The organism is Streptomyces sp. NPDC053542, from assembly GCF_044544685.1.
GTDB lineage: Bacteria > Actinomycetota > Actinomycetes > Streptomycetales > Streptomycetaceae > Streptomyces.
On sequence record NZ_JBITXL010000001.1, the window covers coordinates 787,762 to 800,405 of the forward strand.

Here is a 12,644-nt window from a genome sequence, read left to right on the forward strand (position 1 = left end):
TTTCCGACATGCCGGTGCGGCACCCGCCGGCCACCAGGCGTCTACGGGGTCGATCGGTCAGCCATCGAGCGCGAGGGCGTTCTTGGCCGCCTCGACCGCCTCCTCGGGGGCGGGCCCGGAGGGGTTCTCCGTGGCCAGCGCCTGATTGCGGGCCACGAAGGGGCGCAGCCGCGCCTCGTAGCGGTCGAAGGCGGCCCGGTGGTCATCGGGCGTCCGGCCGAGCTCGGCGGCGAGCACGTAGGCGCCCACCAGGGCCAGGCTCGTGCCCTGCCCGGACAGCGGGGAGGGGCAGTAGCCGGCGTCCCCGACGAGCGCCACCCGGCCGGCGGTCCAGCGGTCCATATGGATCTGCGCCATCGCGTCGAAGTAGAAGTCGGGCGCCTCCCGCATGGCGGCCAGCAGCTTCGGCGTCTCCCACCCCAGGTGGCCCAGCCGTTCCTGGAGCAGCGCCTTCTGGCGCGCGGTGTCCCGGTGGTCGTACGCGAAGGGCTCGGACGAGAAACCGAGCGTGGCCCTGAGCTCGCTGTTGCCGCGCGCCGGGTAGACGACGTAACTCGCGCCGCCGTCCTGGAGCCACACCTGCCAGTCGTCGAGCTTCAGGAAGTTGCCGGTGCTGAACACGCCCACGTAGGCGCCGAGGTGGCGGAGGAACTGCGGCTCGGCTCCGAAGGCCAGCCGGCGCACCGTGGAGTGCAGGCCGTCCGCGCCCACGACGAGGTCGAAGGTGCGGGCCGGAGCGCGCTCGAAACCGACGCGTACGCCGTCGGGTGCCTGCTCCAGGGTGGCGATCGAGTCGCCGAAGAGGTACGCGATGCCGTCGCGCGCCGGCTCGTACAGCAGCGCGGTGAGGTCGTCTCGGAGCAGTTCGATGTCGTCGCTGTCGAGCCGGCCGCTGCTGTAGGTCTGCTCGGTGGAGCGCCACAGCTCCTCCCCCGTGGCGTCGAGCATCGACATGCCCCGCATCCGGGTGCGGAGCCCGCGCGCGTCCGAGAGCACGCCCATCCGGTCCAGGACGTCCAGCGCGACACCGCGGACGTCGATCGCCTGCCCTCCCGGACGCAGCCCCGGAGCGCGCTCGACGACGGTCGGCTCGTAGCCCTGGTGGCGCAGCCAGTAGGCGGTGGCGAGGCCGGCGATGCCGGCCCCTGAGACGAGCGCGGTCCTGGTCCTCATGGGTCCCCCTGAAGCAGTACGTACGGTGTACGCGATGAATGTACGCCGTACGCAACATCGGGGAAACCCCTCTCAACAGGCCCGAGTTTCCCGCTTGCCCTAGGACAGAAAGCCTCGGATGAGCCGTTCTCGCTGCTAGCCTCTGTTCTAGTACAGAACGGAGAGGGGGCGGGATGGCCGCAGAAAATGTTCCGGAAGATCTTCCGCCGTACCTGCGCATCGCCTCGGAGATCCGGCGGCGCATCGAGGACGGTGAGCTGGCCGCCGGTGACCGGGTGCCGTCCACCCGGCGGATCGCCGAGGAGTGGCACGTGGCCCTGGCGACGGCCACGAAGGCGCTGAACGCGCTGCGGCAGGAGGGCTTGGTGGAGGCCCGGCCGCGAGCCGGCACGGTGGTGGCGCCGTCCCGGCGCAGCGCGGGCCCGGCTCGCGGCTCCCGTGCCGCGTCCCCGCCCGACCACGAGCTGACCCGTGAGCGCATCGTGCGCACGGCCGTCGGGATCGCCGACACGGAAGGGCTGGCGGCCCTGTCGATGCGCGGCGTCGCGGCACGTCTGGGGGCCGCGGCGATGTCGCCCTACCGGTATGTGAACGGCAAGGACGAACTGGTCCTGCTGATGGCGGACAGCGTGCTCGGTGAGATCGCGTACCCGGCCGAGCCGCCCGCGTGCCGGCGGACGCGGCTGGAGACGGGCGCGCGGGCCCTCTGGGCGCTGCACCGCGTCCACCCCTGGCTGGCACAGCTCGCCCCGCTCACCCGCCCGTTGGCGCTGCCGAACCTGATGGCGTACTCGGAGTGGATGCTCGCCGGCCTCGACGGCCTCGGGCTCGACGGGAACGCCATGCTGGACATCAATGTGCTGCTCTACAGCCACGTCCAGGGGCTCGCCGGCCACCTCGAACGGGAGGCGCACGCCGAAAGCGTGAGCGGCCTCTCGCAGGAGCAGTGGCTGGCGGCGCAGGAAGACGCCTTCGGAAAGATCGCTGCTTCGGGGCGGTACCCGACGTTCGCGCGGCTCCTGGAGTCCTTCGGCGGCGACGGTTACGACCTGGACCTCGACGGGCTCTTCGAGAGCGGCCTCCAGGCCCTCCTCGACGGCCTCCTCAGGCCCCGCCTCCGCTGAGGTACGACGCCGGCCGACGGCCCCCACAGCCGTCGGCCGGCATCCGGTGTGCCCGCCGGCCCCTACGGGGCCGTGAGGTCCACCAGTTCGGCGAGGGACGCGCGGTGGCGTCCGGGAGCGCCCAGGGCGATCTCATCACTCTTGGCGCGCTTCAGGAAGGCGTGCAGCGGGTGTTCCCACGTCATGCCGATGCCGCCGTGCAGCTGGAGGCATTCCTCTGCCGCGTGGACCGCGACCGGGGCGCAGTACGCCTGGGCGACGGCCACCGCCACCGGGGCGTCCGCGCTGTCGGTGGCCAGCGCGTCCGCGGCGTTGCGCGCTGCCGCCCGCGCCGACACCACCTCCAGCCAGAGCGCGGCCATCCGGTGCTTGAGCGCCTGGAACGAGCCGACCGGGCGGCCGAACTGGTGGCGCTGCTTGGTGTACTCGACGAGCTCGGTCAGGCACCACTCGGCGATGCCGAGCTGTTCGGAGGCGAGCAGCCCGGCCCCCGTGAGCAGGGCCTTGCGTACGGCCGCGCCGGCCCGGTCGGGGCCGGCCAGCCGGCGGCCCGCCGCGCCGTCGAAGGTGACGCGGGCGAGCGGACGGGTGAGGTCCAGCGGGGTGACCGTCTCGATGTGCAGCCCCGGCGCATCGGTGTCCACGGCGTACAGCTCGATGCCGTCCGCCGCGCGCACCGGGACGAGCAGCACGTCGGCGGCTGCCGCGTCGGCCACCGAGGCGACCGTGCCGAGCAGCGCGCCGTCGGCGCCGGCCCGTACGGGCGGCTCCAGCGGCCCCGCGGGCGCGGTCGGCAGCGGCACCGCGAGCACGCCGATCCGCTCGCCGCCGGCCAGTGCGGCGAGCAGCCGCGCGACCTCGTCCTGGCCGGTGTCGCAGCCGAGCAGGGCGGTGACCGCCAGCACGGCGCTCGTCAGGTACGGCACGGGCGTCACGGCCCGGCCCAGCTCCTCCAGGACGACGGCCGCCTCCCGGGGGCCCGCGCCCTGGCCGCCGAGCTTCTCGGGGACCAGCAGCCCGGCCGCCCCGATGTCGGCGGCGAGCGAGCGCCAGAGGGCGGCGTCGTGCGTGCGGCCCGATTCCAGCTCGGCGAGGACCGCGGCCGGACCGCCGCGGTCGGCCAGCAGGGACCGTACGGCGGCGCGCAGGTCGTCCTCGGGCTCGGAGTAGAGCAGGTCCGGGCCCTCGGGCAGCTCGGACGCCGCGGCGTCCGGCAGAGTCTGCTGGTCGGTCATCGGGGCAGGTCCTTCCACGCGACGTCCTTGTCGGTGCGCGGCTCGGACGGCAGACCGAGCACGCGTTCGGCGACGATGTTGAGGAGCACTTCGGAGGTGCCGCCCTCGATGCTGTTGCCCTTGGCGCGCAGGTAGCGGTAGCCGGCCTCGCGCCCGGTGAAGTCCACGCCTTCGGGGCGGCGCAGCGTCCAGTCGTCGTACGTCAGGCCGTCCGCGCCGAGGAACTCCACTTCCCAGCCGCTGATCTCCTGGGCGAGCCGGGCGAAGGAGAGCTTCATGCCGCTGCCTTCGGGGCCCGGCTGGCCCATGGTCAGCTGCTGGCGCAGCCGCTCACCGGTGAGGCGGGCCACCTCGGCGTCGACCCACAGCCGCAGCAGTCGCTGGTGCAGGTCGTGCGTGCGCAGTTCGGGCCGCTCGCGCCAGTCGGCGGCGGCGACGCCGATCATGCCGCCCTCGCGCGGGATGTGGGCGCCGCCGATGGCGACCCGCTCGTTCATGAGGGTGGTCCGGGCCACCTTCCAGCCCTCCCCCACCTCGCCGAGCCGGTGCGCGTCGGGGATGCGCACGTCGCTGAGGAAGACCTCGTTGAACTCGGCCTCGCCGGTGATCTGGCGCAGCGGCCGGACGTCCACACCGGGGTCGGTCATGTCGCACACGAAATACGTGATGCCGCGGTGCTTCGGGGCCTCGGGGTCCGTACGGGCGATGAGGATCGCCCAGCGGGACTTGTGCGCGCCGGAGGTCCACACTTTCTGGCCGTTGACCACCCAGGAATCGCCGTCCCGTACCGCGCGGGTGGCGAGGGCCGCCAGGTCGGAGCCGGCGCCGGGCTCGCTGAAGAGCTGGCACCACACCTCCTCGCCGGTCCACAGGGGCTTGAGGAACCGCTGCTTCTGTTCCTCGGTGCCGAAGCCCAGGATGGTCGGTGCCGCCATGCCCAGTCCGATGCCGATCCGGCGCGGGTCGTTGTCCGGCGCGCCGGCGGCGGTCAGTTCGGCGTCGACGACGGCCTGCAGGGCACGGGGCGCGTCCAGGCCGCCGAGCCCCTCGGGGAAGTGAACCCAGGCGAGCCCGGCGTCGAAGCGGGCGCGCAGGAAGTCCAGGCGCTCCGTCGTGGCGGGCGGGTGGGCGGCGAGCAGGTCGGCGGTGCGCCGGCGCAGCTCCTCGGCTCCGATGCTCATCGCGCCGCCGCCTCTCCGGGGACGACGACCAGACGGCCCGTGGTGACGCCGTCGGCGACCCTCTGTACCGCGTCCGCCGCGCCCTCCAGGGGCACGCGGTCGCCGATGAGCGGCTTGATGACGCCCTGTGCGGCCAGCTTGGTCAGCTCCTCGTGGCAGGCGCCGATGGAGGCCGGGTCCTTGGTGTTGTACAGGCCCCAGTGCAGGCCGAGGATCGCGTAGTTCTTGACCAGCGCATGGTTGAGCGCGGGGCTGGGGATCGTGCCGCTGGCGAAGCCGACGACGATGATCCGGCCCTCGAAGGCCACACACTTGGCGGACTGGGCGTACGCGTCGCCGCCCACCGGGTCGTAGATCACGTCGGCGCCGCGGCCGCCGGTGGCTTCCTTGACGGCCTTGATGACGTCCTCGCTGCGCCGGTCGATGACCACGTCGCAGCCGAGTTCGCGGGCGACGGCCGCCTTCTCGGGGCCGCCGACGACCCCGATGACGCGCGCTCCGGCGGCCCGGCCGAGCTGGACGGCGGCGCTGCCCACGCCGCCCGCCGCCGCGTGCACCAGCAGCGTCTCGCCGGCCTGGAGGTGCGCGCGGCGGTGCAGCCCGAACCAGCCGGTCTGGTAGCCGATGTGCAGCGCGGCGGCCTCGGCGTCGTCCAGCGCGTCCGGGGCCGGGAGGACGGACTTGGCGTCCACCACGGCCAGTTCGGCGAACCCGCCGTTCGGCAGCGGCGGCTGCGCCAGTACGCGGGTGCCGACGGCGACGTCCGCGCCGTCACCGGTGGCGAGCACCTCGCCGCAGATCTCCACGCCCGGCGTGAACGGCAGCGGCGGGCGTACCTGGTACTGACCGCGGCAGAGCAGTGCGTCGGGGAAGTTGACGTTCGCGGCCCTCACCCGGAGGAGCAGCTGTCCGGGGCCCGGCTGCGGGTCCGGGACCTCGTCCAGCCGCATCACCTCGCGCGGCTCGCCGTTCGCGTGTACCCGCCATGCCTTCACTGAGCTTCCCCTCACGACGTGGGTGACCTCGATGCCATCGGCATACTAAGCGGTCGGTATCCGTGAGGGAACAGATAGCGGAGGGGCAATCGTGAGCGGTGGTCGCCCCGGCCGGGCGCCGCGCCTTCAGCGTGCCGGCCGGCCGGGCCGCGCACCGTCATCGTGTCAGCCGGCCAGCCGGCGCACCTTCACCGTGTTGTCCGTCCGGACCATCCGCTGCCCGTCCGGCGCCGTCTGGACGCGCTCGTGCTCCTCGCAGACGAGCACCTCCCACTCCCCCTCCGCCAGCCGCAGGTCCGCCAGGACCTCGCGCGCTGCGGGGAGGTGCACCTCGGGGTGCGCGTCGGGCTCCCACGGGGGCGGCCCGGAGTGGCCGACCACGAGGAGCACCCCGCCCGGCGCCACCGCGCCGGCGGCGGTCCGCAGGACCTCCTCCCGCGGCAGCTCGCCGAGGGTGTGCAGGAAGTGGGACGAGACCAGGTCGAAGGTGCCTTCGGGGAAGGTCTCGCCCAGGGTGTGGCGCTGCCAGTCGATGCGGTCCGCGACGCCTGCCGCCGCCGCGTGCCCGGCGGCCCGGTCCAGCGCCACCTGGGAGACGTCGACGGCGGTGACCCGCCAGCCCTGCCCGGCCAGCCAGATCGCGTCGCCGCCTTCCCCGCAGCCCAGGTCCAGGGCCCGCCCCGGGGCCAGCTCCGCGACCTCCCGGACCAGTGCCGCGTTGGGCTCGCCGCTCCAGATCCGGTCGCTCTCGGCGTACCGCGCGTTCCAGAACTCCTCGTCCGAGATCTGCGTATCGGTCATCGGCACACACGCTCCTTCGTTGCGGCTTCTCGCCGCTTCTTTGCGGCTTCTCGCTGCTTCGTTGCCGATACTCGGACCGCGCCGCCGACTTGACAAAGTTTATTGCCGAAACGGCAAATATAGGCATGGCAGACATGGCAGACGACGACCTCGCCGGTGTGCTCACCGCGGTCGGCCCCCGGTTGCGCGCGCTGCGCCGGGACCGCGGTACGACCCTGACCGCGCTGAGCGAGACCACCGGCATCTCCGTCAGCACGCTCTCCCGCCTGGAGTCCGGACAGCGCAGGCCCACCCTGGAGCTGCTGCTGCCGCTGGCCAAGGCGTACGGCGTCCCGCTGGACGAGCTGGTCGGCGCGCCGCCCACCGGCGACCCCCGCATCCACCCGCGCCCGGTCGTCCGCAACGGCCACACCTTTGTGCCGCTCACCCGCCACCTCGGCGGCCTGCACGCCTACAAGCTGATCCTGCCCCCGGGCCGGCCCGACGCCCCGCTCCCCGAACAGCGGACCCACGAGGGCTACGAATGGCTCTACGTGCTCTCCGGCCGGCTGCGGTTGAGGCTGGCCGAGCACGACCTCGTGCTCGGCGCGGGCGAGGCCGCCGAGTTCGATACGCGTACGCCGCACAGCTTCGCGAGCGCGGGTCCCGAACCGGTGGAGTACCTCTGCCTGTTCGGCCCCCAGGGCGAGCGGGTGCACGTACGGGCGCGGCCCGCGGGCTCCGCCTGACCGGCGCGCCCCTTCAGGTGCGGCCCTCGCGCTCCTGTGCGTCCTTCAGGGCGGCGGAGTGGGCGGCCCAGCCGGCCCGCACGACGGGGAAGCCGGCAGCTTGCACCGCGTCGCAGACCAGCTCGTCGTCGTCCACGACGACGCGGACCTCGCGGCCGCGCGCCAGCTTGCGCAGCAGTTCGAGCTTGGTGTGGCGGGCCGGGCGGCGGTCACCGGAGGGGCGCATCCAGACGCGGCCCTCGGGGAGACCGTGCCGGGCTAGCCACTCCAGGGTGTCGGCGCGGCACTTCTCGGGCCGCCCGGTCAGGTACACGATCTCGCACTCCGCCGCGCTCTCCAGGGCCAGCGCGATACCTTCGGGGAGCGGCGGGTCCTCGGGGGCCGCGGCGAAGAACCCGTCCCAGTCGCGCGGCCGCTGCTCCAGGAAGTGCTGCCGGTGCGCCGTGCCCGCCAGGGTGTTGTCCAGGTCGAAGACCGCCAGGGGTGCCTTGCCCATGTGTCATCCCGTCGCTGTGCGTGCGGTCGCCGCCGTGACGCCGGCCGGTTCGCCGCCGGCCGTCATCCGGATGCGCCCGGTGCCGATGCCGTGGGCGAGTGAGAGCCGATCGTAGATCACCTCGGCGCAGGCCGCCGCGTCCAGCTCCAGCACGGCGTCCGGCGCCGGGGCAGGACCGTCCGCGTAACCGCAATCCGTCTGTGCGTCCGTCTCCGCGCCCAGCGTGACGTGGAACGTCCCCTCGTCCAGCCGGACCTCCACGACCCGCACGGGGGCGCCCTGCGGCCGTTGCGAGGTGAAGTACCGGGCGAGCCGGGGCATCAGCGGCACGGCGAACCAGTGGGCGCGGACCGCGTCGGTCGGCCGCGGGGCGCCGAGGTCGGCCGCGCCCCAGTCGGCCAGTGCGGTGAGGACGGGGAGCAGGGCGCGGCCGCGCGGGGTGAGTTCGTAGACGAACGCGGCGGCGGGCGGGTCGAGTCTGCGGCGGACGGCCAGGCCGTCGCGCTCCATGTCCTTCAGCCGGCCCGCGAGCATGTCCGTGCTGACGCCCGGCAGGTCGGCGTGCAGGTCCGTGTAGCGCCGGGCCCCGGCCAGCAGCTCCCGGACGATCAGCAGGGTCCAGCGGTCGCCCACGGCGTCCAGGGCCCGGGCGACGGCGCAGTACTGGTCATAACTTCGGCGCGGCATGATCCCAGCATAGACAAGAGGTTGGACTTTCCAAGTTCGAGCTTGGTAAAACCAAGGAGAACCACGGATGCGCCGCGCCGCGGCGAGCGAGGTAACCGGGAGGCCGCCGCATGGAGTTCAAGCAGTCGAGCAAGATGGCCGACGTCTGTTACGAGATCCGCGGGCCGGTGATCGAGCACGCCGACGCGCTGGAGGAGGCCGGGCACAGCGTGCTGCGGCTGAACACCGGAAACCCCGCGCTCTTCGGCTTCGAGGCGCCCGAGGAGATCCTGCAGGACATGGTGCGCAACCTCTCGCGGGCGCACGGCTACACCGAGTCCCGCGGCATCCTCTCGGCGCGCCGGGCCGTCGCCCAGCACTACCAGTCGCTCGGCCTCACCGAGGTCGGCGTGGACGACGTCTACCTGGGCAACGGCGTCTCGGAGCTGGTCTCGATGGCGGTCCAGGCGCTGCTGGACGACGGCGACGAGGTACTGATCCCCGCCCCGGACTTCCCGCTGTGGACCGCGGTGACGACGCTGGCGGGCGGCAAGGCGGTGCACTACATGTGCGACGAGTCCGCCGACTGGCTGCCGGACCTGGACGACATGGCCGCGAAGATCACCGACCGGACGCGGGCGATGGTCATCATCAACCCCAACAACCCGACGGGCGCCGTCTACCCCCGCGAGCTGCTGGAAGGCATGCTCGACCTGGCGCGGCGGCACGGCCTGATGGTCTTCGCCGACGAGATCTACGACCGCATCCTGTACGACGGCGAGGTGCACCACAACGCCGCGGTGCTCGCCCCCGACCTGGTCTGCCTCACCTTCAGCGGGCTCTCCAAGGCGTACCGCGTGGCCGGCTTCCGGTCCGGCTGGCTCGTCGTCTCCGGGCCCACGCAGCACGCCGCCGACTACCTGGAGGGGCTCGGCACGCTGGCCTCGATGCGGCTGTGCCCGAACGCCCCGGCGCAGTACGCCATCCAGGCGGCGCTCGGCGGCCGCCAGTCGATCAACGACCTGGTGCTCCCGGGCGGCCGGCTGCGCGAGCAGCGCGACCGGGCATGGGAACGCCTGAACGAGATCCCGGGCGTGTCCTGCGTGAAGCCCAAGGGCGCGATCTACGCCTTCCCGCGCCTGGACCCTGCCGTGCACAAGATCCACGACGACGAGAAGTTCGTGCTGGACCTGCTGCTGCGGGAGAAGATCCAGGTGGTGCAGGGCACCGGCTTCAACTGGCCGCGCCCTGATCACTTCCGTATCCTGACACTCCCGTACGCCGACGACCTCGATGCCGCCATCAGCCGCATTGGACGCTTTCTGGCGGGGTACCGGCAGTGAGAGACTCCTCGTGCGGGCGCGCCGTCGTGCTCCGGCGCGACACTCAGCGGGCCGTGCGCGGCGCGTGCTCTGCCGGGCGCTGATGCGCCCTTGAGTGCGCCGCTCGCACCGGCTTAGGTGGGAGCCTGCGTCCGGCCGTCCGGCCGGCCACGGAGGGAGTGGAAGTCCATGCCCGTACAGCGCGCGGTCACGGAAGAGGAGCTGGCAGCCCACCTGCACGGCATCTGCTTCAAGACCGGGCCGCCGCGGCGCATCGGGGTCGAGATCGAGTATCTCGTCCATGACGCGCGCAACCCCCGATGTCCCCTGCCGCGCGAGCGCGTCCGCAGCGCGATGACCGCCCTGCGCGCGCTCCCCCTGCACTCCCTCCTGACCTTCGAGCCGGGCGGGCAGCTGGAGCTCAGCTCGCTTCCCGCCGCCTCCCTCACCGAATGCGTCACGGCCGTCTCGGCCGACCTGGCGCTGGTACGCACCGCGCTGCGTGCCATGGACCTGAGCCTGGCGGGCCACGGCCACAACCCCTGGCACCCGCCGCACCGCATCCTCGACGAGCCCCGTTACGACGCGATGGAGGCGTACTTCGACCGCTGGGGACAGGCCGGGCGGTCCATGATGTGCGGCACCGCCTCCGTACAGGTCTGCCTGGACGCCGGATACGAGGAGCCGGGGCCGCTCGGGCACGGCCGGCGCTGGCGGCTGGCCCACCTCCTCGGTGCCGTGCTCGCCGCGGCCTTCGCCAACTCCCCCACCAGCGAGGGGTGCCCGACGGGCTACCGCTCCACCCGCCAGGCCATCTGGACCCAGCTCGACCCGGCCCGCACCCTCGCCCCCGCCGACGGCCCCGATCCGCGCGCGGCCTGGGCGGCGTACGCGCTGGACGCGCCCGTGATGTGCCTGCGCGCCGCGGACGGGCCCTGGGACGCACCCGAAGGGCTGTCCTTCCGTGAGTGGACGCGCACGAAGGCACCGAGGGCGCCCACGGCGGAGGACTTCGACTACCACGTCACCACGCTCTTCCCGCCGGTCCGGCCGCGCGGCCACCTCGAACTGCGCATGATCGACGCGCAGCCGGGCGACGGCTGGATCGTGCCGCTCGCCGTGACCGCGGCCCTGTTCGACGACCCCGAGGCCGCCGAGACCGCGTACCGCGCCGTCAAGCCGCTCGCCGAGACCGCGGGCGACCGCCCCGCGCCGCGCAACCCCTTGTGGCGGCGCGCCGCCCGCCAGGGGCTGACCGACCCGGAGCTGGCCGCCGCCGCGACGGTCTGTTTCGGGGCGGCCCGCGCGGCGCTGCCCCGGCTCGGCGCCGGGCCCGACGTGCTCGCCGCCGTCGAGGAGTTCATCGAGCGCTATGTGGCGCAGGGCCGCTGCCCGGCGGACGACCTGATGGACGCGGCGTACGCGGCGCCCGAGTACGCCCCCGCGCCCACGGAGAGCCCGGCGGCCCGGCGCGCCGCCGACGCCCAGGAAGCGGCGCTCGCCGCGGAGTACGCCCGCACCGTCGAGCGCATCCCAGGGAAGGACAGCCAGTGATCCACGATCCCGAAAAGCTCCGGGACCGCGCGGCGTCGGCGCTGCTCGCCGCCCGCACCCGTACGCAGGCGCTGACCACCTGTGTCGACGAGCCCGACCTGACCGCCCAGCACTCGCCCCTGATGTCGCCCCTGGTGTGGGACCTCGCCCACATAGGCAACCAGGAGGAGCAGTGGCTGATGCGGGCGGTCGGCGGGCTGGAGGCGCTGCGCCCGGAGATCGACTCGGTCTACGACGCGTTCGAGCACCCCCGGGCCGAGCGGCCCTCGCTGCCGCTGCTGGCCCCCGCCGAGGCGCACAGCTACGTCGACGAAGTGCGCGGCCGGGTGCTGGACGTCCTGGAGAAGACCCCGCTGCGCGGCGACCGGCTGGTGGAGCAGGCGTTCGCGTTCGGGATGGTCGCGCAGCACGAGCAGCAGCACGACGAGACGATGCTCATCACCCATCAGCTGCGGCGCGGCCCGGCCGCGCTCACCGCTCCGCCGCCCCCGGACACCGCGGAGGGGACGGTGGGCCCCGAGGTGCTGGTGCCGGCCGGCCCCTTCACGATGGGCACCTCCCGCGAGCCGTGGGCGCTGGACAACGAACGCCCCGCGCACCACCGGCTGCTGCCCGCCTTCCGGATCGACACGGTGCCGGTGAGCAACGCCGCGTATCAGTGGTTCATCGAGGACGGCGGCTATCGGGAGTCGCGCTGGTGGGCCCCCGAGGGCTGGCGGATGGTGTGCGAGCACAAGCTCGAAGCGCCGCTGTTCTGGCGGCGGGAGGGCAAGGGCTGGGTCCGCCGCACCTTCGGAGTCACCGAGCCGGTCAATCCTGAAGAACCGGTTCTGCATGTGAGCTGGTACGAGGCGGACGCGTACGCGCGCTGGGCCGGGCGCCGGCTGCCCTCGGAGGCCGAGTGGGAGAAGGCCGCCCGCTGGGACCCCAGTACCGGGTACAGCCGCCGCTACCCCTGGGGCGACGAGGAGCCCGGCCCCGAGCACGCCAACCTGGGCCAGCGCCATCTGCGCCCCGCACCCGTGGGCAGCTACCCGGAGGGCGAGTCGCCGCTGGGCGTCCGGCAGCTCATCGGGGACGTGTGGGAGTGGACCTCCGGGGACTTCCTGCCCTACCCGGGCTTCCAGGCGTTCCCCTACCGCGAGTACTCCGAGGTGTTCTTCGGCGGCGCGTACAAGGTGCTGCGCGGCGGGTCGTTCGCGGTGGACCCGGTGGCCTGCCGCGGCACGTTCCGCAACTGGGACCTGCCCGTCCGCCGGCAGATCTTCGCGGGCTTCCGTACGGCCCGTGACGCGGGCCCGGAGGACGCGTGAGGGCCGCGGCGCGCCCCGTGTGCCGGGTGGCTCCTGAGGCTCCCGCCAGGAGGCGC

The 12,644-nt window shown here is 73.5% G+C and carries 12 protein-coding genes; 5 read left to right on the forward strand and 7 right to left on the reverse strand.

Annotation, left to right across the window (positions count from 1 at the left end; all coding sequences use genetic code 11):
* Positions 1-57 precede the first annotated feature (57 nt).
* Positions 58-1,173: an FAD-dependent monooxygenase gene (locus ACIGXO_RS03395; protein WP_399779508.1), complete on the reverse strand. Its 1,116-nt coding sequence runs from the start codon at positions 1,171-1,173 to the stop codon at positions 58-60.
* A gap of 173 nt (positions 1,174-1,346) precedes the next feature.
* Here ACIGXO_RS03395 and ACIGXO_RS03400 point away from each other — a divergent pair, with 173 nt between their 5' ends.
* On the forward strand, positions 1,347-2,297 hold the full coding sequence (locus ACIGXO_RS03400; RefSeq protein ID WP_399779511.1) for a TetR/AcrR family transcriptional regulator C-terminal domain-containing protein: 951 nt from the start codon (positions 1,347-1,349) through the stop codon (positions 2,295-2,297).
* A gap of 62 nt (positions 2,298-2,359) precedes the next feature.
* Here the strand turns inward: ACIGXO_RS03400 and ACIGXO_RS03405 are convergent, their stop codons facing one another.
* The 4 genes from ACIGXO_RS03405 to ACIGXO_RS03420 form a co-directional block, all read right to left on the reverse strand.
* On the reverse strand, positions 2,360-3,532 hold the full coding sequence (locus tag ACIGXO_RS03405) for an acyl-CoA dehydrogenase family protein (protein WP_399779513.1): 1,173 nt from the start codon (positions 3,530-3,532) through the stop codon (positions 2,360-2,362).
* On the reverse strand, positions 3,529-4,713 hold the full coding sequence (locus tag ACIGXO_RS03410; RefSeq protein WP_399779515.1) for an acyl-CoA dehydrogenase family protein: 1,185 nt from the start codon (positions 4,711-4,713) through the stop codon (positions 3,529-3,531). The genes ACIGXO_RS03405 and ACIGXO_RS03410 overlap by 4 nt, the downstream gene beginning before the upstream one ends.
* On the reverse strand, positions 4,710-5,708 hold the full coding sequence (locus tag ACIGXO_RS03415; protein ID WP_399779517.1) for an NADPH:quinone oxidoreductase family protein: 999 nt from the start codon (positions 5,706-5,708) through the stop codon (positions 4,710-4,712). Before ACIGXO_RS03415 ends, ACIGXO_RS03410 begins: the two co-directional genes overlap by 4 nt.
* 165 nt (positions 5,709-5,873) lie before the next feature.
* Positions 5,874-6,509 (reverse strand): class I SAM-dependent methyltransferase, encoded by a 636-nt coding sequence (locus ACIGXO_RS03420; RefSeq protein ID WP_399779519.1) that lies wholly within the window; start codon positions 6,507-6,509, stop codon positions 5,874-5,876.
* Positions 6,510-6,643: 134 nt separating this feature from the next.
* Here ACIGXO_RS03420 and ACIGXO_RS03425 point away from each other — a divergent pair, with 134 nt between their 5' ends.
* Positions 6,644-7,237 carry a helix-turn-helix domain-containing protein gene (locus tag ACIGXO_RS03425; protein WP_399779994.1) on the forward strand — a complete coding sequence of 198 codons (594 nt, stop codon included), beginning with the start codon at positions 6,644-6,646 and terminating at the stop codon, positions 7,235-7,237.
* A gap of 13 nt (positions 7,238-7,250) precedes the next feature.
* Here the strand turns inward: ACIGXO_RS03425 and ACIGXO_RS03430 are convergent, their stop codons facing one another.
* Together ACIGXO_RS03430 and ACIGXO_RS03435 are read right to left on the reverse strand one after the other, a co-directional pair.
* Positions 7,251-7,733 (reverse strand): hypothetical protein, encoded by a 483-nt coding sequence (locus tag ACIGXO_RS03430; RefSeq protein WP_399779520.1) that lies wholly within the window; start codon positions 7,731-7,733, stop codon positions 7,251-7,253.
* 3 nt (positions 7,734-7,736) lie between these two features.
* A complete protein-coding gene (locus tag ACIGXO_RS03435; protein ID WP_399779522.1) occupies positions 7,737-8,420 on the reverse strand; it encodes a winged helix-turn-helix transcriptional regulator in 684 nt (227 codons plus the stop codon).
* A gap of 110 nt (positions 8,421-8,530) precedes the next feature.
* On the opposite strand from ACIGXO_RS03435, the gene ACIGXO_RS03440 reads away from it, so the two are divergent.
* From ACIGXO_RS03440 to egtB, 3 genes are all read left to right on the forward strand, one after another.
* Complete coding sequence (locus ACIGXO_RS03440) at positions 8,531-9,742, forward strand: pyridoxal phosphate-dependent aminotransferase (RefSeq protein ID WP_399779524.1); 1,212 nt, start codon at positions 8,531-8,533, stop codon at positions 9,740-9,742.
* Positions 9,743-9,910: 168 nt separating this feature from the next.
* Positions 9,911-11,275, forward strand: coding sequence for an ergothioneine biosynthesis glutamate--cysteine ligase EgtA (gene egtA, locus ACIGXO_RS03445; protein WP_399779526.1), 1,365 nt, complete (start codon positions 9,911-9,913; stop codon positions 11,273-11,275).
* Positions 11,272-12,588 carry an ergothioneine biosynthesis protein EgtB gene (gene egtB, locus ACIGXO_RS03450; RefSeq protein WP_399779528.1) on the forward strand — a complete coding sequence of 439 codons (1,317 nt, stop codon included), beginning with the start codon at positions 11,272-11,274 and terminating at the stop codon, positions 12,586-12,588. The genes egtA and egtB overlap by 4 nt, the downstream gene beginning before the upstream one ends.
* Positions 12,589-12,644 lie beyond the last annotated feature (56 nt).

Bases quoted from the DNA above. Each gene is read 5' to 3' on its own strand.
- ACIGXO_RS03395 (WP_399779508.1), bottom strand. From the start codon at position 1,173: ATGAGGACCAGGACCGCGCTCGTCTCAGGGGCCGGCATCGCCGGCCTC.
- ACIGXO_RS03400 (WP_399779511.1), top strand. From the start codon at position 1,347: ATGGCCGCAGAAAATGTTCCGGAAGATCTTCCGCCGTACCTGCGCATC.
- ACIGXO_RS03405 (WP_399779513.1), bottom strand. From the start codon at position 3,532: ATGACCGACCAGCAGACTCTGCCGGACGCCGCGGCGTCCGAGCTGCCC.
- ACIGXO_RS03410 (WP_399779515.1), bottom strand. From the start codon at position 4,713: ATGAGCATCGGAGCCGAGGAGCTGCGCCGGCGCACCGCCGACCTGCTC.
- ACIGXO_RS03420 (WP_399779519.1), bottom strand. From the start codon at position 6,509: ATGACCGATACGCAGATCTCGGACGAGGAGTTCTGGAACGCGCGGTAC.
- ACIGXO_RS03425 (WP_399779994.1), top strand. From the start codon at position 6,644: ATGGCAGACGACGACCTCGCCGGTGTGCTCACCGCGGTCGGCCCCCGG.
- ACIGXO_RS03430 (WP_399779520.1), bottom strand. From the start codon at position 7,733: ATGGGCAAGGCACCCCTGGCGGTCTTCGACCTGGACAACACCCTGGCG.
- ACIGXO_RS03435 (WP_399779522.1), bottom strand. From the start codon at position 8,420: ATGCCGCGCCGAAGTTATGACCAGTACTGCGCCGTCGCCCGGGCCCTG.
- ACIGXO_RS03440 (WP_399779524.1), top strand. From the start codon at position 8,531: ATGGAGTTCAAGCAGTCGAGCAAGATGGCCGACGTCTGTTACGAGATC.
- egtA (WP_399779526.1), top strand. From the start codon at position 9,911: ATGCCCGTACAGCGCGCGGTCACGGAAGAGGAGCTGGCAGCCCACCTG.